The organism is Nocardia vinacea NBRC 16497 (genome assembly GCF_000308835.1).
Taxonomy (GTDB): Bacteria; Actinomycetota; Actinomycetes; order Mycobacteriales; family Mycobacteriaceae; genus Nocardia; species Nocardia vinacea.
Genome location: NZ_BAGN01000423.1, coordinates 46237 through 69497 on the forward strand (window position 1 = coordinate 46237; position 23261 = coordinate 69497).

Here is a 23261-nt window from a genome sequence, read left to right on the forward strand (position 1 = left end):
CCTGGGCCTGCCGGATCAGCCTTTGGGTACGGTCGTACTCCCCGTGGAGGCCGCGAGTGCCGGGGTCCGCTGCAATGCGTTCTGGTAGCTCGATGACGTGCCGGTCGATCCAAGCCTCGTCGTATCCGGCGCGGCGAAAGGCGTCGCGGATCGGCTCGGCAACCGGTCGCAAGCTTCGTTCCCCAGTGTCGGGGTCGATGATCAGACGCTGCTCCCGAGGGACCTGCTGGTCGCTGTAGCAAGGAATGATGTAGGCGTCGTCGAGGGGGTAGGCGTATCTGGGATTCCCGTTCAATGGACGGAACGTGGCGTCGCTGGCCAGATGAGCCTCGTCCGGTGCGGTCGTCTTGGCCTCGTTGCGTAACGGCGTTGTCTTCGTGATCGCGCCGAGTGGGATCACGACGATCGCGCCGAGCGGCTCAGGCAGTACGGTGCTGTTTCCGATTTCGAGTGTGCGGCGGAGTCCGGCATATCCGACGTACATGTTGAAGTTTTCCGTCCCCTGCCAGTTCCCCGGCTTGATGAAATGCACCCCGACGGAATGGGCGGCCGTGGTGTTGATGACCTCCTCGTGTGCGCCGGACCGGATCATGCCCGCTGTGGCGATGGCGCGAATGTTCGGGGTGAAGTGCAGGTATAACGTGTCGGCCGGATCCACGAAGGTGCCGAAATCGGATCGGTGCTCCGCCGACTTGTCCACTACTTGGGTGTACAGATCGGGGGGAGTCTCAGAAATGCCCACCATGGTGCGCACGCGGGCTATGGCGGCCGCCAAGGCCCTGACGTTCCTTGCCTCGTGATCCCGGAACACGAATCCGCGCATCGAGGATTCGGCGAATACGCTTACCGCGGACCGTTCGACCATCCTCAGTGCGTCATCAACGATCACGGTGATGTGCCGGGGCGCGGCAATGGCGGCTACTGCTTCAACTACATCGTCTCTGGTACGCAGACCTCGAGCGATCTCTGATAGCAACGGTGCCAGCCCGTTGCCCGGGATATCGTGCCATCCAACGCTGATATGCCGACGCGCCGCCGATATTTTGGACCGCATCGAATCGATGTCGTCGAGCAAACCCTGAACCGTCCGGCGCGAATCGCGGTCATAGAGCACCTCTGCCGCGCGGTCTAGCTGACCCCGGATTCCGCGCTGCAAACGCCGTATCGCGTCATCGACTCGGAAGGCCTCCACCCGACGCGAATCCAGTTCCGCAAGCCGAACCCGGGCCGCGGTGTGCAAGGCCTGGGCATAACGATCTTTCGCCCCGGGAAGCACCGCGCCGAGTCCACTGTGCTTGACCGGGACTATCTCGGTAAGCACTCGAATATCTCTATCGTCGAGACGTGGCTGCGCGGTGATCTCACGCAGGGTCGCGATCATCTGGTCCCGCCGTCCCTCTGGAGTTTCGGCGTATGCGGCCAACTGCTGGTCCAAGAATGTATTCAGCTCATCGCGGACACCGGTCAGAGACACCATGTCTACCGTTCCCGATTCACCGACCAATGGCGCGAGCGCGTCCTCCAATTCGCACACCTGATCGGTGATCCGGTCGACTGCCTGATCGCGTTCGGTCAGTGCATCCGACAGCGCGACGGCATGCTCCTCGGTGAGCAGAAGCTGCTCGGGAGCGAGAGCAGCCCCCGTCATCTGCTCATCGGTGAGATCCCCCGCGTCGACATGCCTCGCCAGCACACCGGCATCCGGCGACCGGACACCGGGAAAGCGCTGCTCGACAACCCCGGCGACGTCCTGGTCGGAGCGATCACCCGGATCCGATATCGGCCGGCTGCCGATGTGGCCTTCCATGGAACCGGCGTCCGTACCGCGACTTTCCGGCTCGTGGTGCGCGGGACGAAGGCGATCGGCCGTTCCGCCCGCCCCCGCAACCTCCGGCGGCCGCAGGGTGGTGACATAGTGGTGGACAACCCATTGCGGGGTGCCGACAAGGGGCCCGTTGATCTCCACGTCGACGAACCCGACCGCGACGGTTTCATTCGGGGCGAGCGTCTCCTTCGTCGTGCTGGTGAAGGCTGCCTCCGGGAGGTGCCGAAGCCACGCGTCATACGGTTCGGCAATCAGGCCGTGCCGCCGCAGCGCTTCCCAGGCGTCGTGCAGCACGGTTTCGATATTCGCACTGAGGCGCCTTCCGGTGGCGTGATCGATCGCGTGCGCGAATTCGTGGACGACATCGTCGTGGTAGGGATGTCCACTGCTCGGGTGGTAACCGGTCGCGCTGTCTTCGCTGTCGTCCTCGATGGCCTGGGCTCGGTTGGCGGCCCTGCGCATGTTGAACGTCATCCACTGGGTCCGATCGCTGCCGCCGGGAACGGTCTCGGCGTTGATGTCCGGATCGTCGAGGAAGTCGATCCGCAGCCCGCGGATGTTGGTCATGAGCCTGCGGAACCCGGGCGTGTAGTGGTACTTCGTGAGCAGTTCGTCCAGCGTCTGGAGGATTTCCCGGGCGGCTTCGACGAGCACGAGGGGGTGCTCGAGACCGGCGATCGCAAAGTACGGATGGTTGAGGGTGAACTGTTCCACCAACCGTGCCTTGGCCTGCGCGTCCGCGCTCAACCCGCTGACATGCGAGGTCTCCTCCGTGGTGTGGACAGCGTGCTGCTCGACCCGAGCCAGCGCCGCCAGCGCCCGCTGGTGCGTGTCGTGCAGCATTTTCCGGTGCGTCTCCGGAAGATCGGCCAGCCGCTCCTCCACCAGTTCCCCGACGTTGGACACCTGCTCCCGGATGACCGTGATGTCTCGCCGTGGGAGGTGGTGGTCTCGCCACACCGCCCTGCCATCGACGCGCTGTACGAACTTCGCGGCGAATGGGCTGGGCCCGCCATCCTCGGCGGTGGTTGCGCCCCGCCCTGCCAGCACAGTGCCGTCCGGGCCGATACTCCAGTGCCGAGTGCTGCGCCTCGTGTCGGTCGCGGCGTCGAACAGCCCGAGTAGATCCCCGGGGGCGGCGTCCAGATACCGGCGGTCCAGGGGACCGAGCGCCGCGGCCAGCTCCCGTTCTTGCTCGCTCAGGTCATCGTGGACCAGTCCCAAGTCGTAGGCTCGGGCCGTGGGCTGTGGGAGCACCATGTCCGCCGGTCGGCCGGGAATGAGTTCCCGGTACAGGACCGTGTAGTCGCCGGGCTGCAGACATGTGTCGGCAACCGGTGCGCCCATGGCACCGCCGATCAACGATTTCAGCCATTCCACCGTGGCGTTGCCTGCGGCATCGTAGGTCTCCCTGACGGCTTGGTAGCCGTTGCTGAAGGTCACCAGTTCGCACTCGACTCCCGGCGATCCCGGCAACGAATCGGTGCGTGCCACCCCGGCGTCGAGACCGTCGTCTATGAGCTGTGCGAACCTCGCGCCAGGAGGAGTGCGTCGCTCGGCCGGTCCGTCGTGATGATCCCCGAGCCCGGCGTTCCGGCGGGCGACCGTGCTGTCCGTACCGGTTTCGTCGGCTCGCCCAGCGCCGTCGATCGGGTCATCCGACGGCCTGCTGCCGATCAATCCTTCGGGACCGTCCGGCCGGTGCGTAGTGGGGTGTGCCGACTCGACTTCCGGCGGTCGAAGTTTCGTGACGTACTCGTGGATCACCCATTGGGGGGTGCCGATGACAATGCCGTTGATCTCCGCGTCGGCGAATCCGACGGCAATGGCCTCGCGTTCTTCGAGTGTGGTCTTGGCCGAGTTGGTGAACGCGTACGACGGCAGGCGATTGCGCCATTCCTCGTAACTCTCCGTCAGGCCGCGCTCTTTCAGCTTCGCGTGGGCATTGCGCAGCACGGTGGTGAGGTTCCGGCTGAGTTCCCCGCCGCTGGCTTGGTCGATCGCGTGGGCGAATTCGTGGCAGACGTCATCTGCATACGGTTGGCCACTGCTCGGATGTGCTCCGTACTGGAGACGACGGTCGTTATCAGCGCGGGCCTCATCCCGATCGGCCGCGTACTGCAAACTGAATGTCAATTCCGTCCGGACGGTGGAAACCTCGCCATCCGTACCGTGCTTGTCCTGCTCGGGTGCGGCCTCGGCGCGCGACCCGAACAGGAAGTCGATCCGCAGTTTGCGAATGTTGGTCATGAGCTTTCGGAAACCGGGGGCGTACCGGTACCTTCCGAGCAGGTCATCCAGTTTCCCCAGGACTTCCCCGACCGTCGCCACCGGAACGTGCGGACTGTCGAACCCGGCCAGCTCGAGATAAGGGTGGTCGAGCGCGAAGTCTTCGACCAGCCGGGCCTTGGCCTTTGTTTCGTCGTCGAGCCCGGCCATGCGCAGCGGATGCTCGGCGTGCTGTGCCAGCTCGCGCAGCGCGCGCATCGCCGACATCTGCGTATCGAGCACTGTCCGCGAGAGCGACCCGGGAAATGCCAGCTGTTCCAGCTCGTCCCCGAGGCGATCCACCTGCTGTCCGATGTCGACGATGGCTTGCCGACCGAGGTGATGATCCTGCCACACGCTGCGGCCGTCGACGTGGCGGACGAAGGCGGCGGCGAAGGGGCTCTTCTTGCCGGTGATGGCCGCGAAGATGCCGAGCATGTCGGCCGCACGGGGGTCGCGACGTGCTCCCTCGTACTGGTAATCGCGGTAGAGGACATGATATTCGGGTGGACTCAGGCGCACCTCGGCGATCGGCGCTCCCATGACCCGGCCGATCAGCGCCTTCGCCCACTCCTGCATGGCGTGTTCGGCATAGGTGTAGGTCTCACGGAGGACCTGGACACCGTCCTCGAAGGTCATCAGCTCGATCGTGACTCCCGGACGTCCCCGCATCGCCTGGGTTCGCTCCACATCGGGTGTCTCCTGGGCCGTGTCGCGATCGATTCCGCGGCCTGTGTCCGCCCCGTCGGGCAACGCTGTCCGTGCGGTCTCAGCTCGGCCGGCCGGTCTGGCGCCGATATGACCATCGGGTCCGTGGGCAGGCCTGATTACGTTTTCGCGACTGTCTTGGATGTCGAGATCGCTGCTGTGGCCAGTGATCAGGCCGGTGGTTCGGATCTCCGTGAGCCGGTTCGCCGCTCGGGCTGCGTCGTGCCGGGTGTAGCCGAGGGTCCCGAGGAAGAGCCGGAACTCGGACGGATCGATTGTTCGAAGATGTGCTATCAGGCCGGAGGGCAGAGGGTGGACCTCGCCGTCGATGCTGAGGTTTGCCACGACGTAGTCGGATTCGATGTGGGGACCATCCATGATCCACTCGGTATCGATGACCGCGATCCGGTTCGCAGCGCCCCCTCCCCACGTGAACTCTTCCGCAATGTCGGTCCGTCGCAGCGCATTCCGGTGGTTCCCGTCGAAGCACCCCATGATGTAGTGGAAGACAGCGACCGCCTTCCCGGCCGAGCTGCGCAGTATCCGTAGTGTTTGGTCGGGCATCTCCCCGGATTCGGGCGGCTTTTCGCACGCCGGGCCGTCGTTGGCCACGTACGCGTGCAGCGTTCCTTCCCGCGGTACGTCGATTCCGTCGAGCGTCGCCGGGCCGGTCCATTCCCTGGCATCGGGCACGAGACCCAGGCGCAGCATCTCGTGATCGACGCGCCAGGCATTGACCCGATTCGTCATCTCGAACCGTGTGTCCCTGTTGTCGGGCAAGCGCGGGTGCCAGAAGCCGATGGCGTGGCCGTTGTACTCGACGCGGAAATTGTGGCCCGCGTGGCCCTCGGAGTCATGGACGAAACTCAGCTGCTCGGTCGATGGCAGGTTCCAGATACTCGCCGGTTGTGCCGGATCGAACGGCGCGGTGTGGCGGACGGTGTTTCCGTCATCGTGCGGCCTGCTGCCGATCAAGCCCTGCGGGCCGTCCGGTCCGTCCCGGGTGATGGTGCCGACGTACTTGTCGGGCACCCCCGCTATGGGCAGAACGCCCTCTCGCACCCGCACCCTCAGTTCGCTGCCCTGCGCCTCGACAGCCAGCGTCCCGCCGCGTCCGACACCCTTGCGGCTGGATGCCACCTCGACCGCCTCGGCTATCAGCGAACCCGCCCGATGCACAGCGAAACCCGGTACCAAGCCGGCCAACTGCGCCGGCAAAGCGGCAGCCAGCCGGTTGAAGCGCTTGCGACCACCCCACAACTGAACCGACCACGACGGATCCGATCCGTCTCCCGGATCGGTCCACTCGAATTCGCCGAACACCTCATCGCCCCAGCTGTCCGCCGGCACACCTCTCGGCTCGGTAATTCGGAGCCCTTCGACCCGCCCGCGCACCGCGTATCCGGTGGCAGTCCGCATCGTCCTCGACGACAAGCGGGCCCCGTCTCCGCCGGAAGCTTGCAGAGCGTAGTGCACCAGCATCGCGGCTACGTCCGGCAACTGCGACGGAAATTCCGCCGGCCCACCGTCGGCGTAACGATCGCTCAGCGCCTGCGCTACCGCCGTACGAACGTCCGCCACAGACATGTCGGGCGAAAACACGTTTGGTGGTCGGCCGGACGGGCGGTCCGAGGGACGGTTGCCGATGAAGCTTGTCGGTCCGTCCGGTTCGGTGTCAGGACTGCTGCCGATGCGAACGGCGTCGAGGGGGGCGAGCATTTCGATGATCCGGGTCCGCATCGCATCGGCGTTGCGCAGCTCGACTCGCACGCGTTCGGACAGTTCCCGCAGCCGACGCGGGGCATCCGGTCGTTCGGTAGCGTCGAGCTCTCGGCGGATGTCGGCGACCCTGGCCTCGACCATGGCGAGGTCTTCCTCGAGTCGCCGCTTTTCTCTCGCGATCGCTTCGGGGTCACCGCTGCGGGCAATGGCGTGGCTGTCGAGGACGCGCCACGGTATGCCTGCGTTTTCGAGTGCTGCGCGCAACTCCGGATCGGGTGGTTCGGGAAGGTTGATGTGATCGATGTCGGCGAGGGTGATTCCGCCGTGGATATGGCATTCGACGAACTGATGCCGCCGAAAGCGTTGGCCGGAGTAGTCGCGATTCGTTCCGCGTAGGGGTTGATCCTCCACGGTGGCGTTCGCGGACAACGGGGTAGCGCCGAAAGATTCCGGCTGCGGGTCGAGCAGCGGCGAGGGTACGGTTCGTGTCGGTTTACCCCCCCACACCGAGCCGGAGTAGACGAGCGAATCACCGACGCAGAACGTGGCCCGTTCGCGGACATCGTCTTTCAACACCAGATCGATTCGGCCGTACATCGCCAGTTTTTCGGTGTGCAGCCTGATGTGGAGGTCGGGCAGCCCCGCCGAGACGCTGGCGTCGGACAGCCCGGCCGGGCGCTCGCCGTCGATGAGCACATGCCCGTAGACCGGCCGCAGCCGCGGATCCATGTCTTCGGGGTTGCCGAACCACCGGTTCTCCATCTGCGCCACATCGGTCTGGCGACCACCGCCGACCGTGCCCTCGAACTGTGTCTTGAACCGGCCGTCGGCGAGCAGGCCGAACAGGGCCTCTTGTCTCATCCGGAGCGCCAGCGGCTTGCCCTCGACCAGATCGGTGAGTTCGCCGGTCATCTGCGCGCGGAGTTCGGTGACACTCAGGCCGAGTTCGTCTGCCAGATCACTGATCTCCCGAAGCAGGGCGTGGTACTGCCCCAGCTGGCCGTGTACGGCCGGCTCACGTGCCTGTGGATATCGGGCGAAGAACTCCTCATTGCGTCGTGCTACCTCGGGCGTGCGTGACGGATCACCGAAAGACGCTCGCCCGAATTCGTACAGCTGTGTGTAGTCGTAGAGCATCGCGCGGTCCAAGGCGCGCAAGGCCGGTTGCCGCCGAGCGCGCACCGGTTCGGCGGGCACGACAGACGTCGAGTCGGGGACCGGCGGTGCTTCGCCCGGGTCGTCCGCGCCCGGCTCGAACAGGCCGAGCGCTCGGGGCAGGTTCCTGGCCAGCGCCGAGTGCAACTCGCTGCGGTTGGCCATCGCGATCAGCTCGTCGCGGCTCACCCACCGGGCCTCCGCGATTTCCTTGTCGTCCACCACCGGATCGAGCCGCTGCGGCGCATCGGCGACGAGGACGTGGTATTTCCACCCGCGTGGCCCATGGATGACATGCGTCCCCACATAGGCCAGGCCAGCCAGGTACTCCGCGCTCGCGCCGAGTTCCTCGCTCATCTCGCGGGCCGCGCCCTGGGCCGGTGTTTCCCGCGAACACAGCGCCCCGCCGGGAAGCTGCCAATTCCCCTGGGAGAAACCGGCTTTCGATCTGCAAACCAGGAACAGCTCCGCACCGAGCTCGTTCACGTGCCGGACCAGAACACCCGCCGCCCCATAATGGCCCCAGTACCCGGGCTCGACTTCGCGGTCACCGGACATCCCGGGGTCGTCGAGGATCCGGAAGGGACGCTCCGGCTGCTCGGGCGTGTCCGCTGGGATCGTGGACGGCCGACCGGGCGGTCCGTCCCCATCGTGCGGCGGAACCGGATCGACGCCATGCCAGGTCGGAAGCGGAGTTTCGTCGTCCCGCGGACGACTGCCGATGAGATCGGGAGGATTACCGCGACCGCTGTTCGGCGGCGCGGTCTCCGATGTGGCATCCGGATAGAATCGCCGCATGAACCCGCCGGCGACCTCCGCCGTGGCTGCCAGGGCTTCGAGCGCGCGCTGCGCCTGCTCCCGAGTGATCTGATACGCCCTGGTCCGGGGGTTCGCGGCACGTTCTCTCGGTGCCCATTGGGTCACGCTCAGGCCGACATGAGCGGCTAATTCCTTTTGCGACATTTTCCGACGCTTACGCGCGGCCACGAGCCAAGCGTTGGGGTGAGGGAATTTCGGATCTGCGGGATCGGGCAGGTTGTCGATTTCCGCTGTGAACGTTTCCCGGAGCACCGCCTCGGCTACGTCGGCCGGGGTATCCAAGGCATCGAGGATGCGCACAATCATTTCGCGGGTCGGCTTGACACCGCGCTCGAATGAACCGATATATGTGGCCGAACCGGGCACACCCATGCGGGCGGCCAATTCACTGCGAGACATGCCCCGGGAATTGCGGGCAGCTTCGAGCCATTGACCGAACGGCTTGACCTCGCCAGGGTCCGGCCACTCGGCCGGTTGCATCTGCTCCGGAGACGGGCTCTCCGGCTGCGGTGACCACGGAGTTGCCCCGTTGTAGTCGATGTCGTCGCGCCGATCACGACCGCTTACCCCCGGGCGGCTGCCGATGAAATCCGGTGCAGATTCTTCGTGGATGAACCACACCGACTGTCCCGCCGCCAGCTCGGAGACACCGAAGCTGTGGGCCGTTCCCCGGAGATTCTGCAGAGACACCGGCAGCGCGGCCGATCGAGCCGACTCGGGGCTTTCGATATTGATTTCGACCGAACGACCGAGAAGTACCCGCTTGCCCGGCGCACCGAAGGTCTGCAGTTCGAACCTGAGATCATTGCCTCCCGGCCGACCTGTGGCCAACTCCGAGAATGCGGCGGCGACGTGCTCGATCTGGCCCGCTTTGTGCCAGCCGGAGGCTTGCAGGCGCTCTACTGCCCAGGCAGCCGCCCCGTCACCGGATACCGAACGACCAGTGGAACTCGACTCACCCACCGTCAATTCGGCCAGCGGTCCCACACCACCGACCAGCTGAACACCCGACTTCGCCAACCATCGACGCAATACCTCGTCCAGCTCGCGCAGCGCTTCGGCAACCCGCACCGAGTCCGGCCCCAAATTCACCCGAGTAATTCGGGCGGTCACCTTCCCTTCCGCGCGCAGCCATTCCACATCTATTTCGCCGGATTCGAAAAGTACCGGATTCACCGACAATGTCGTCACCAGGCGATCGGATTCCGACTCGACTCTTTCGATCGCCACCCAGAAGTCGTCCGCACCGTATCCGGGCAGCAACTCTTCGGCCGCGTCAGCGCCCCGGCCGATCAGCTCGTCGACAGTCAGGTCGTCGACGGTCGTATCGGCTGTCGACGAGCTCCACAGCTTTCCTCGATACATATCCCGGAAGCGGCCGCCCGAAAGATCGACACCTCGACTCCGGAGTTCATATCTGAGCTGTGCCGCAGCCTGCATCAGCTTCCGCTTGCTCAGCTCGCGCCGCCCCTCGGGCCGTCCGTCGACCGAATGCCCAAAGGCATTGGCGAAGGGTTCTATTTCCTCCGGTAGACCGTCGATGAACGTGCACACCGCGTAGCCCGGTACCCCGAGCTCCGAGCGGGGGTGATCATCGTACAAAACCAGATGATTCGAACCTGCACGAAAATCGTCTCCGACGGCCGGACCCATCACGATGCTTTCGAAGTCTCGCATATCGAGACTCTCCAGGAACCGGGACGTGTAAGGCTTTCCGTCGGCTCCGACAAATTTGCCGTCCACAACGCGGAGGAGGAATGATCTCTTGGATCCGCGGGGTATATGCACAACTGCGCGAGCATCGGTATCCAACGGCACCATCTCGTACACATCGCGAGTCGGCACCACTCGCTCGGCTCGTCGGTACCCATCGATGGCCAACGGCCTTCTCAGCCGATACTCGGGCGGTAACTCGAAGTTATCCATCGACTCGGCCGAATACGGCTGAGCCGTCCCGAGGACGCGACCGTTGTCTTTCAGTTCCCGGAGACGATCCAGTGCCCCGTCGACCGCGAGCCGCTCGATTCCGAGCATAGCCAACATGTTCTCCAGCCACGCCGGGTGCAATGCTTCGACGACGGCGAGCGCCACTGGATGCAGCCGAGGATCCTCGCGCTCCATCGCGTGCGTCATAAATTCCGGAACATTCGGAGGATAGAGCGTAAAAGTCCCGTTCGGAAGCTCACGCTGCGCCGTCGAAAAAGAATGGCGGCCGTCGGGTAGGCAGTACCCTTCCGGCACTACGACGAGAGTGTTTCCATCCGCGGCAGTTCCATAATTCTCACCCGCGGCAGCGCACTCTCCCAGGATGTACCCGCGGACTATCATGAGATCGCGCTGCACCCGATCCAACTCGGCAAACGGCCGACTCGTGTCGAAGTCGGGCACATTCATACACAATGAACCGTTACCACGGCTGCCGGACCACAAGGTAGTGGTCGGAACCTGGCCTGCTCTCAACGTCGAATCGAACTTCGACGCAATGTCGGCTATCTGTTCATCGAGCCGGGAGGTGGCCACCGCGCGGACCGCAAGCCCGGAATGTGGCACGAGGAATACTTCCTCGTAATCATCCTCGACCATGCCGCGATACTCGCCGGAACCGGGGCGATAGACCCCGACAGCGCCCGCGCCGAGGTCCACCAGGAAAGACTCGTTCATCCCCTCGGGAATGCGCTGTTCGACGCTCTGCGGGAGGCCTTGCAGGGACTGCTCGGCCTCGCTCATCTGCCACAGTTCGGGCCGACCGCCATGGGTGAATTCAGCCGCATCGCTGGACTCGGCCGGGACGGAGCCTTCCGGTGACAAGCCATCGCCGGGCGGCCGATGGCCGGCGAGCGCGAACTCGTCCCGCCGAGGCGGTGGAGCGCGGCTCGACCACAGCGATGGCGGGGGCGAACCAGGATCCTGGGCGGAGACGACCGGACGCAGCGTGGTGGACAGGCGGTCGAGGGGTTCGCCCGTACTGTCGAATTCGATTGCGAGGATGTCCCGGTCGGCGTCATCGAGCTGGTCGATGTACGGCTGCTGTTCGCGCTGCCACTGCTCGAACGGGACGGCTTTGTTCAGCAGCGCGCGGGGTTTGGCCAGCTCGGCGGGGGTGATCGGAGCCTCGCCAGGGGCTGCCGCTATGTCCAGGACGACCAGGTTCGGGGCGTCGGCCCGGTCACTGTCGTTGACCAGCAGCACCAGGTGACTTTCGACTTGCCCCTTGTTCACCCACTTGTAGACCAGCGCCTGGCTACCCCCGGGCCAGTGTTTCAGCGATTCGGCGGTCTCGTCCAGCGAGCCGAATGTCCGGAAGCCGCCGCCGAAGGCCCGCTCTGTGTCTTCTTCGTTGTGGCCCCGCAGTGGCATGTCGGCCGGCATGTGGTAGGCGTGCTCGTTGTCGGGGTACAGCACCCGCATCATCGTCACGCCGTTGTTGACGCAGCTCTTCGGGCTGCGCTGGTGGATGGCGACGGCGAGGTCGAGCAGGGCGGTGACGGCCAGGTAGGTGGAGGCGACGAAAACGAGGAGTTCGGCGGCCTGGTCGTCGGCGGTTTCGGTGGGGGCGAGCAGGCGGGCGACCGCGTCGGCGAGCTCGTCGCGGGCGGTGGCAGCGTTCACCTCGGTGACGGGAACCCCCAGCAGGTCCGCCAGCTCTTTGCGGGTCGTTTCGACGGCGGCGCCGACCTGGCGCACGCCCTCCGCGCCCGCGACCTGGGCGGGTTCCCAGCCGAGTTCGGCGGCCAGCCGGCTCCGCTGCGGCGTCAAATGATTCAGCGCTTGCTCATCGGTGAGGGCGTCCGTCTGCATCACCGCCGTGGGCGGGGTGTAGTCGAGGTGCTGGTTCAGTGCTTCCACGGCAGCGGAGGAGACCCCTGCTCGTTCCAGCAGTCGGCTCAACGGGTCGTCGTCATCGTCGGTGTCGAATACGGCTGCGGCCGCCTGGACCGATGCGGGTATCCCCAGCCACCCGGCCAGCCGCGCGAACCGGTCCCCCGACAGGTGCGGTTGGACGGCGGCAGGTCCGGCGGGCACGGCCTCCATCGCGGCACGGTCCAAATCCGCCTCGGCGTGGCCGGTGGCCGACTCGGTCTGGACAACGCCCGCCGCTGTGTGGACAGTGTCCGGCCCGGTGCGGTGGAGGCCCGCAGCGATAGTGCTCTGGAGCGAGGTTGCCGAGGTGGCTGCGGGATCTCCTGCGGTCGGAGGCGCGTGGGCGAGGTTGGCGCGGCGCATTGCACGCTGCAGATAGGCGCGGTCGGCCGCGTCGTTCTGTAGCGGGGACGTCAGGCTGCGCATCTCCCGCTCGGCCGCGGCGACATCGGCCGCGGTGGCCGCGACCTTCGTTCGCGCCGCCTGTACGGCCTCCCTCGGCTGGGCCGGATCTGTATTGCCCACCTGACGGGCTGCTTCGGTGTATTCGGCGGTGGCCTCGGCGTGTTTGACCACCGCGGCCCGATAGTGCGTGATCGCGACCCGCGCACCGTGATGCTGTGCCTCGCTGTAGAGGTGGTCGGACGCGGCGACGTTGAAACAGAAGCTGCCGTTGCGGCCATTTCGGCCCGCGCGCGCCGACCACTGATGGTCTTCGTCCGGATTGGTCGGCGAACGCCCCAGCATGTGCGCATGCACCCCGCCCATCTGATTGACCTCGTCGCTGATCGATACGTCGAAACCCCGGCCCAGCATCCCCGTGCCGACGGTTACCGCGCCCTGAACACCCGCGGTGTCCTTGACCGACAGCAGGTGTTCCTCGGCGGCATTGTTGTCGCGGTGCTCGGCGAACCACCGGGCGTCGATCGCATTGTGTTCCACGTCCGCCTTGGTGAGCATCAGCGAGAATTTCCGAGCCAGATCGTTGAACGGGCAGATCACCAGCACCGGCCGCCCCTCGGCCTGCAACTGCTGCACCCGGCTCACCGCATCCCGCAATTTCTCCGGCTCGGTGAGGAATATCCGATCCTGCTCGCCCACCAGTTTCGACCGGCCGAAATCCTCGACCTTCGCCAAACCACCCTGGACCGGGAAATTCTCCTTGATCTCCGCCGCGCTGCGCTCGAGCGTGCCCGACATCAGATGCAACTGTTCGTACCCGCCCAGGACGTCCTCCACAGTGACCTGTTTCGATCCCGTCCCATCGGAATACACCGGGGCACCGAACATCGCCTCCACCATTTTGTGGCGGCCGCCGAACCACCGGCTCTCGGTGCCTACCTTCGGATCGCTGCGCGGCTTCCCGTACTCGTCGAGAATCTGTACCTTTTTCTCGATATCGTGTCCGAAGATCTGGAAATCCCGGTTGAGTTTCAACCGGCCCGCCTTGACGTCCAGGAAAGCACGGGCCATTTCGGTTTCCTCGGCGGTGAACTTCCGCCCGGCGTAGCTTTCCCACAACCGGCTCACCGTGTCGAGGCACTGCTCGGGTTGCTCGCGCAGCGACCGCGCCGTCAGCGTCCGTGCCGCCCCGATCTCCTCCGCCGACAGCGCCCGTACCGCCCCGGCTTGCTCCGCCGACAACGGCCCATCGTGGAGTGCCGCTTCGAGATGTACCGATAGGTCCTTCGCCGCCGTGATTCTGCTGCGCAAGACGGCTTTCAAGAAGTCCCGCACCCGGTACACCCCGGCGGCCTCCACCTCCGAGGCGATCTCCCGCTGCCCCTCGGACTGGTAATGGACCGTCTGGTTGTGGACCAGCACCGCGTCCGCCTCATCGATGGTCGCGGTCTTTCCCGGCGGCGGCCGGTCGAACAGTTCGGCGGTCGCACGCTCGTCGTAGGTCATGTAGTACACGGTCGGGTGTTCCACCTCGCCTGGAGGATTGTGCGGATCCCAGCGCGCGACCTCGTACCCGAGACTGCGCAGCATCGGCGCGAATTCCCGGACTCCCTCGTTGGCCAGCACCTCGGTCGTGGTGATCACATGATGCACCCGCACCGACTTACCGCTCGCCAGCTCCACCGGCTCCCCACGCGACAACTGCCCCAACGTATCCAGCGCACCGACCATGGACTTGCCCTGACCCGTGCCCATCTGGCGCATGAACCCGTGCTCGCCGAGCAGGAACGCCTTGATCTGATTCCACCGTGGCGTCTTCCCGGTCCCCTCGCGCACCGCGTCGATGTACCGCAGCAGCGACTCCACCCGCTCGCCATGCTCCATCGCATGCCTGCGCTGCCCCCACGACTCACCGGCCAACTCGTCCTGCCGCAGCCGATACAACGCCAGCGCCTTCTTCGCCGCAGCCTTGAACTGCGTCTGCTGCTCGGCGGTAAGGTCCCGCTTCGTCGCCGGATCCGCCGACGGCAACCCCATCAGCTCCTGTGCCAGCTCCTCCACCGGGCGGTCCGGTCCGGACGGGCCAGAGTCAGCGGGCACCGCATCCTCGGAGTGCTGCACAGACGGCGGCTCCTGCGCCGGCGGTACGTCCGCCTGCTTCGGCGCCGTAACCCGGGCCGGGCCCTCACTGCCCGCACCATGGCGACCGGACGCATCGCCGATCTCCACTGGCGGATCGACCTTCGCCGACCCCGGCCGCGCCACCGCCGGCTCGTGCCCAGTCGCAGCAGCGCTATCCGGAGCCCGGGCGCTCCGGACGCCACCGACCGCATGCGCGTCGTCCTCGCCGTGATCTGCCGATTGCTGCGGTTCCGAACCGGAGTGGTCGCCGCCCACACTCGACAGGACCGCACCGGAAGCCACACCAGCCCCAGCCTGCGCACTACCACCAGCACCGTGAACACCACCACCGGTCTGCGCATTGCCACCACCAGCACCACCGGCCTGCCCATTGCCGGCTTGCGCACCGCCGCCACTACCGGCCTGCCCGCCGTCCCCGGTTTGCGCATTGCCGGTGCCACCAGCCTGTGCGCCACCGCCGTGCCCACCAGCACCATCCTTGGCATCAGCACCGGCGTGCGCAGGATCACCGGTCTGCGCAGCGCCACTACCGCCGTGCACATCCCCACCGGCCGCCTGCGCACCTCCACCGGCCGCCTGCGCACCGCCACCGGAGGGCCCATCACCACCGGCGGGAAGATCTGCGCCGGGCTCTCGATCGCCGGCACGGTCTGCCGTCGCGCGGTCGCCTTGCCGCGCAGGCGAATTGGGCTCGCCCGGTTGCCCGTCCGCCGTCGCCTGATCGTTCCCGTAATCATTCGGGGCCGGAGCCTGCGCACCCGATCCCGAAACGGCGAGGCGCCGCGCCAGGTCTCCCGACTCGTCCGGCTCGTGCTGCCCATCGCCCGCCGCTCCCGTCGGGCCCGATGAGACCAGGTTCCCTCCCGGCTGCGATCTTCCGGCGCCCGTGGCCTGGCCGGGTGCGGCCGAGTGCTGCGGGGTGGTGGCGCCGTTGCTGTCCACCGGAGCAGGCGCAGCGGGCGTCAGCGATTTCGTACCCGGGGGAGCCCCCGCCAACCGCATCACGGCATCCTTGCTGAGACTCACCGTGGAAGGATCTGGAGCGACGTAGGCCCCGCTGCCATCGACGACTTCCCCGATCGGAGAACCGAGATCCGAGTGGGCGCCACCGTGGACATCCACGACTCCGGCGAATCCACCGCTGAGCAGCGACACCAGGACATCTTCGAAGTTTTCCGGCCAGCCCGTGATCAATGCCGCCGCACCCAGACCTGCTACCGCGCCCGCGCCCCCCTGCACCAGTCCGAGCGCCGCGCGGCTGGTCTCCAGCCGGGGAAAGACCTTGGGCGCGGACATGCCCACGCCCATGCCGCCCACCGCACCTCCGGCGCCCGACACTGCTGCGGCTTCGATCGACTTCAGATCGATACCCGTCGGGTTCTCCCCGTTCGGACCCACGACGGTCGGGTTCCGGTCGCCGGACCCGACCTGGATCAGCTGAACACCGAGATCCGCACCCGCGGGTAGCGCGGCAGCCTTGCCGATCGCGAACGCGAACCGGTACGGCCCCAACGCCGACAGGCGGGCCGCTGTCTTCGCCGCGCCCACCTTGTAGGCCTGCTCCAGGCCCGCGCGCATCAGCGCGACCTTGCCTCGGCCCTCGACCAGCATCGAATCCACCACGGGAGCCGCCGCAACCTCTCCGGCCGGACCTGCCGCAGCGGCCGTCGACAGCATCTTGATGATGCGCCAGGCGAGCTCGATGCCGAACACGAACATCACGCACAGCGTCTTCTCCGCATCGTTGGCGGCCGCGTGTGCTTGATCGGCCAGAGCCAGCGCTTCCTCCCGCAGCCTGGCCGCGCCCTCGTGTTGCAGATGCAGTACCTCGCGCACTCGGCCACCCAGCGCACCAAGCGAATCCTCTTGCGCCAGTAGCTTTTCCGCGTCCTCCGCATGACCCTTCATGGCGGCGGCCTTGGCCCGTAGCTCCGCGGCCATCCACCGCATCCCGGACACGTCGGCGCGCGGCAGGTCTCCCCCGAAGACCACCAGTTCGATCGGGCGCCGCACCACGGTGGGCAAACCCTCGAACAATTTGCGCAGCTCCACGACCGGGTTCAGCGACCACGAACCGTCCACCGGCACCGCCTACCGCGACGTCGCGTCGACCAGCACCGCGTGCAGTGCTCGCGCCTGGAGACTCGCCTCGTCGCCGCGCAGCACGACCTCGGCGAAGGCGGCGCCGAGGGCCCGGCTCACGTCGAACCCACGTGCGTCCGCGCCATCCCCGGTCAACTCGGCACGCCAGCGCTGGTAACCGCTCACTACCTCGGCGAGTGTGCTGTTGCCTCCCGCCTCCAGACTCAGGTACTCCGCGATCAGGACGCGCTGTGCCCGCCTGCGTGCGAGACCACCACCGGCGGAGTCGAGTGCTCGGCCGAATTCGCGGAGCGTTGCCTGATAAATTTCCAGCTCAGCCGACTCGGTGTCGGACTCCGCCGTACCGGTCGCTCGCGTCGGCTCCTGCGCGGTCCGCTGGTCGAGAGTGATCGACCGACCTGCACCCGTACCCCGCGCATCGCGCGGTTCGAGACTCCACCACACCGGCGCCGATTCGACATCGAGCTCCGCCACCGCGACGACATCGAGATCGACCACCGGATAGTCGGTGAGCACCCGGTCCACAGCGGCCACGAATTCTCGTATAGCCGGCACCTGCAAGCCGGGGGTATCGAATCCGGTCACCCGCACGTCGTGGTTCTCGGCCAGCGTCCGCGCCAGCCAGCCGACCACGGGATCGGTAACCGGGCGCGCGCCGGAGCGACGCCGATCGCGCGGCAATTCGTCGCCGGGCTTCTGCGTCCGCGGCGAAGAGGCCAACCGAGGACCAGGGGGTCTCGGCGCGGCACCGGCCGGTGGTCCCGCCGTTTTGGGCGGCTGCCCGGACCACGGCGTATCTCGCTGTCCCGCACCGCCCGGTGGGCTCGCCCATGTCGGCCGCCCGGCTGCGGCACTGGATGAACCCCGGGTGGCCGCCGGGGGCACGGAAACCGGTGGTGACACTGCGGCGGCGGGAGGGAACACCGCGGCGGCCGGAGGACGGCGACCAGAGTCTGCGGCAGGCGTGCCGGAGTTACCGCTGCCCGGTGCGCCTACTCCCCGCTCCGCCTCTCGGCCCGCTGCCCGATCCGAAGGATCCCGCTGCGGACCGCTCTCCGGCGTGGAGCGTCCTGCGGACGCGTCCGGTGTCCGCGACCCGCCGGGGATGGATCGTTCGGTGGGGTCAGCCCGGTCCGTGGGATACACCGGGGCCCCCGCTGCCGGAAAGGTCGCCGCTGGATCGGACGTCACGGGCGGCTGTGCGCCCGCGGGCGAGGACATGCCCGCGCTGCCATCCGGCCAGGGCGGCGCAGGCTCGCCGATCGAGTCCAGGTCCGCGGCAGTCGTGCCGACCCGGCTGGCGCCGAACCGGTCCTGTACTTCGAATTGGCTTGCGGCGTCCACCATTCCGGCGGCCGTGCCGTGCAGGCTCTCCTCCATCGCCCGAAGATTGGCCAGCAACTGGTCGGCATGCGGCTTGAACTCCCTGGCGAATGCGACACCCAGATCGTCGTCGCCCCAACTGCCTTCGGCGTGCGCCAGGGAATCGCGCAGTCCCGCATAGGTTTGCCCCACGCGATCCCCGAGTTCGGCCAGCCGCTCTCCCCGATTTCGCAAGTGGTCCGGATCCAACCGAACTTCATCGTTCACGTCGCCCCCTCCGGTCAGGCTCGGTCGTTGCCGCGCAGCCGGAACCGTCGCTCGAAATCGGTGGTGAATACCGACAGCGGCACCGACGTGGTCGAGCGCTCCACCACACCATCGTCGGCGACATAGAAAACCGCACGGTCCAAAGCGATTTCGCCGTCCGGCACCGGCGAACGGACCATCCAGCCCACGCTGATGCGATCGGCCCGCAACGTCGACAGCGGGTATCCGGTGGTGTCGTAACCTCGACGGCGGATGTGGTCACGGACGAGGTCGAGTGCATCCGCTGCGCCGATCCCCTCGGCGTGGTTCGCGACCAGGTCCGCGAGCCCGAACTGGAACATCGCACCATCGATGTCGGCGCCGGCACCGAAGACCTGCACGATCGCCTCGCGAGTCACCGCGCCGGCCTGCGCCGCGGACACCAACAACTCGGCCGCGCCCGACGTTCCACCCGACTGGTTGTCCAGCAGGTTGCCGACGACACCCGCCACGGTGCCGACCGTCCACACCGCGGGCAACGCCGGCGCACACTCCGGTATCGGAGCCGACTCGCCCCGATACCACTGCCCGGCCTCCCACCAGTAACAAAACGACAGCAAACCGGTTGCCGCCCGCGGGTTCAGCACCGGGTCCGCAACCCAATCGGGTGCTCCCGCAAACAATTCCGGCATCGCGGCACCCGCGTTGTACGCAGCGTCCAGAACCGACGCATCCCACACACCACCCGACAGCACGGCCCGGTCACCGGGCAGTAGCGTCAACGTCGAACCGCTGCGTCCGGCGCCTTCGAAGATGCCCACCGACGGACCGATCCGCGGCCCCTGCCCCGACCCGACCGCCACGAACGCTGCCGCCAGCACCGCCCACCGGGCCCACAACACGGCCAGCTCCGGCAATTCGTCATCCACGGCCACCGCCCGCAGACCCGCACGCTGGTTCGCACGCATCGCGTCGGCGGCGACGCGCGGCGGCCGCGGCCGACGCTCGCCACGCCCGAGATAGGCCGCCAGCCACACCGGCAGCCGATCCCGCGGATAGCGTTCCAAGTCGGCGAGATAGGCCTCCGGTGCGAACAATTGCTCGCCGGGGAAGGGCACCGCGCCGTGGTCGGCAGCAGCCTCGACACCGTCCGCATCGATCCGCACCAGCAACCGCCACCACGGCCCGCCATCGGCCCCTGCCGACACCTGCCGATGTCGGCGCACCACGGCCCACACCGCATCCGGTACCGGACACCGGATCGACCGGGTGCCTTCGTCGACCACCAGCAGCGCCGATTCGGCGACCACAGTCATCGCGAACCACGCCTCCAGCCGCTGCCACCCGGGCGGGACTACCTCACGCAGCCCATCCGCGATCCGATCGGCCAACCCCGCGAGATCCTCACCCCCGGCCTGCGTCACGGCACTCTCCGTGTTCTGGGAACGACAAAAGCGCCGAAACCCCGGAGGCGCCCCTGCGCGACCTCGACCGCGAGCAGTTCACGAGCAGTTCCCCCAAATCGCCTGGATCGGTTCCTCGTCAGAATTTGCAATGTCCCAGGCTGAAGATTTCGCACTTCGCGTCCCAGCGCAACCGACATTTACCAGCCATGGCAAGTCCACCGGTCAGTGATCCCTGTCATAACGCGCACTCGACACCACACCCGCAACGGCGCCGAATGGCCCAGGGTCACCTGAAGCTCTTCCAGCAGAGCGGTTCCCGCGTGCGCGGTCGGCACATCAGCCAGCCGATACAGATGCGCCTTCTGCGCCGCATCCAATGACAAGGCCCGCACAACCGAATGCAGCACTTGCGCACCGGCATTGATGCTCCGTCCTTGTTCTAGCCAGGGGAACCTCAGAACGGGCTGGCGATTGCCAACGTCGCCACCGAAGCACGCAGTTCAGAAGGAGTTTCCGCAGGGTGCATTCCTAAGTTCGCCGTATAGCGGCCTTAACGCAACCCTGGCTCTCCGCCGGGGGCGGCGTCCCGGGCCGACCGCACCGCACGGGTGACAGAAAGCCGGGCCACCGGCAGATCGGGTTCCGTAATGCAGCGCGGGCAATGGCCAAGGCGTCGATCGCGTCGGACTTGCCGTAGGTGCGCGCCGAATCTCGGGCATGAGCCATCAGTTTCGGTGGCACACGGACCACTCGCTCACCGGCCGCGATCAGGTCGCTTTCCAGGCGCCGGGTCATGTTCCGGCAGTCTTCCAGCGCCCACATCCTTTCCGGATCAGGCTGTGCCCGTGTCCATTTCAGCAGCGTCAGATGATCGGTGCTGCTTGTTCCAGTCGGTGTCTCGTTCCAAGACGGTGTCGACCGAGGCGACCGGTCAGGTGCAGATCGAGGTGCCCCGCGATCGGGACGGGACCTTCGGGCCACAGATCGTCGAGAAACGCCAGGGCGGTTGACCGGGGTGGATGAGATCGTGTTGTCGCCGTGTTGGCCGAGATCCGCAACCGTGGTGTGAAAGATGTGTTCGAGCCCCGACCCGTTTGCAAGGTTCTGAGGCTCGATGATGCGCACAGTGCGGTTCGCTCAGCTTTGACAGTAGGACTGCACTACAACCATAGCATCAGTGAACTTTGTTGAGGGAGAGCATTTTTCGCAGTTGGGGGATCCCGGTTTAGAAATCCTTTGAGAAGTCCGTTTCGCCGGAATCGTCCATGAACCTCCTCCGAGGATTTCGCTCGCCGAGCGCCTACCATTCGCGGGCGGTCATGACGCGTCCGGCGAGCGTGTCGGCCGCCGACACCGCACGACTGGCCTCTCACCTGGTGTCATTGCAAGCTTCGCTTGCCTTGTCTCGCGTGGCGGCGGAGGCGTTCAATAGATCTGCTGAGCTGAATTTTCGTTCTTCGGAAATGAGGCGATCACCATGCTCTTGACAAGTCACGCGAAGAGGTTCTCAGCTGCGGCAGCAATGGTCGCGGCGTTGACAATAACCCCGTCTACGGCCGATGCGCAGCCTCCGACTCTGGGTAGCCTCGGTGAGGTTATCTCCCTTTTAGAGATACACGGAACATCAGCAGACGATCCGGGCCTGGTCGCGTTGAAGGAGTTCGTTGCCCGCAACGGGGATATGGGCTTGCCGACCGCGAACGCAAATCGGGCGATCAATGAGGTCTGGGACGAGAGTCCGCCAGGCTGTGACAAATCGGTATTCGGCTTCGAGGTCAACGCGCAGCCCAACGGCCCGGATGTCGCGGCGATGGTCTACCCGTCGTGGGTCGCCACCCCTGACGATTCGAGCACCCCGGGGGTCCTCTCGCCAGCATCGGGCGTCAACTTCGTTTTCCTCAACTTGAATTTCTTTCCGCCCTTGGTGGGTACAGTTCCGTGGGAGTCGACGCGAAACCGTACACAGATAATTGTGCTGCCGTCCTATGGGCGGACCCGACACGAGTACGTAGTTCGCTATAGCCGTCTGATCGAGATGGGGCCGGGGCCGATCTTGGGGCTCTTCTTCGGACTGGACACCCCGACTGGTGGGCCGACATGCGTTTACGGCAAGACTGTCGCCGTAAACGGCAGCTCTGATGAGCCGTGTATCGGCAATGGTTGCCCGGGTCCTCGTCCTTACGACTCGCATCCCCCGCCGTATGGCCCGCCATGGCCCTGAACTGAATCACGGGATCCCGCCAGAACCCCAACACATACCGGGTCACCCGGCCGAGTAGCGACCGCGACCCGCAGAAGAGCTGGATATCCGACGGCCCGACCGAGGAGATGACATGCTCGACTGGAAGAGTGCCGCGGGCGGCCAGTATGGTTTGCCAGTCCCTGTTACGGCCGGACATGATTCCTTCGATACGGGCCGTGTCCCTCGGCCCCCTTCTGCCTTCCATCGACGGCATCGAGATCACGCAGTCAGGGTGGATGATCTTCGCCGAAGATGGACGGCATGGACCGGCGCAAACAAGGAGCAGCGCGATGAGGCACGTTGGTATCTTGGCGCACAGTATCGAAGGCGCGTCGCTCTGCTTGCGGACGCTGTCGCAAGAGGGTGCCCGCGATCTCGGAAGACACGAGCACGCCGATGTGACCCTGGATTGCATCGCGATGGGCCGCAGCATGCCCGCGTGGGAGGCCGGTGATCACGGCGCGATTCGAAAGACCTTGGCCACCAGCGTCGATCGCCTCGCCAACGCCGGCGCCGAATTCTTTATCTGCCCCGACAACACCGCACATATGGCGCTGGAGTGCGGCGGCGAGGACCTGGCTCTGCCGGGTCTGCACATCGCCGAAATCGTCGCGGAAAAGGCGGCCGCGGAAGGTTATCGGCGGGTCGGCGTGCTCGGCACAAAGTACACGATGACCGGCCCGATCTACCCGCGCGTCCTGGCGGCCAAGGGAATCGACGTCGAGATCCCGGACTCCGACGAGCGCCGCCTGATCGACGACATCATCTTCACCGAACTGTGCGAAGGAGTGTTCACAGCCACATCCCGGCAGCGCTACCTCGATATCATCAACCGCCTGCACAGTCTGGGCTGTGACGCCGTCGCCCTGGTTTGTACCGAGATCCCGCTGTTGGTGACGCCGGACGTATCCCCTTTGCCCACACTGGATTCCACTCGCCTGCTTGCTGCGGCCGCCCACCAGGTCGCCATCGGGGCGCGCCCGCTTCCGATCTGGTATGGCGGCGCCATCGACTGAGGTCGTTGTCCGCCAACGATTTC

4 protein-coding genes and 2 pseudogenes (1 of these 6 running past the window's edge) are annotated in these 23261 nt (G+C 66.3%); 2 read left to right on the forward strand and 4 right to left on the reverse strand.

Translation table 11 applies throughout. From position 1 onward, the window contains the following. From ON44_RS43535 to ON44_RS53285, 4 genes and pseudogenes are all read right to left on the reverse strand, one after another. A protein-coding gene (locus ON44_RS43535) for a helix-turn-helix domain-containing protein (protein WP_157187623.1) crosses the window boundary here: on the reverse strand, positions 1–16984 show its 5' portion. 12581 nt of this gene lie to the left of the window's left edge; the window shows 16984 of its 29565 coding nt (coding positions 1–16984); it begins with the start codon at positions 16982–16984; the stop codon falls past the left edge of the window. Positions 16985–16993: 9 nt separating this feature from the next. Further along, the gene (locus ON44_RS49740; RefSeq protein WP_040701079.1) at positions 16994–18595 is read right to left on the reverse strand and encodes a hypothetical protein; all 1602 of its coding nucleotides are present in this window, start codon (positions 18593–18595) and stop codon (positions 16994–16996) included. A 14-nt stretch (positions 18596–18609) separates the two neighbouring features. Further along, positions 18610–19998 carry a hypothetical protein gene (locus tag ON44_RS43545; RefSeq protein ID WP_085998733.1) on the reverse strand — a complete coding sequence of 463 codons (1389 nt, stop codon included), beginning with the start codon at positions 19996–19998 and terminating at the stop codon, positions 18610–18612. Positions 19999–20622: 624 nt separating this feature from the next. Further along, positions 20623–20799, reverse strand: a pseudogene (locus ON44_RS53285) (IS110 family transposase); the annotation flags it as partial. Between the two features lie 86 nt (positions 20800–20885). Between ON44_RS53285 and ON44_RS54345 the strand changes: the two are divergent. Both ON44_RS54345 and ON44_RS43555 read left to right on the forward strand, forming a co-directional pair. Further along, positions 20886–20981, forward strand: a pseudogene (locus tag ON44_RS54345) (transposase); the annotation flags it as partial. Positions 20982–22329: 1348 nt separating this feature from the next. After that, positions 22330–23238 carry an aspartate/glutamate racemase family protein gene (locus tag ON44_RS43555; protein ID WP_245567554.1) on the forward strand — a complete coding sequence of 303 codons (909 nt, stop codon included), beginning with the start codon at positions 22330–22332 and terminating at the stop codon, positions 23236–23238. Positions 23239–23261 lie beyond the last annotated feature (23 nt).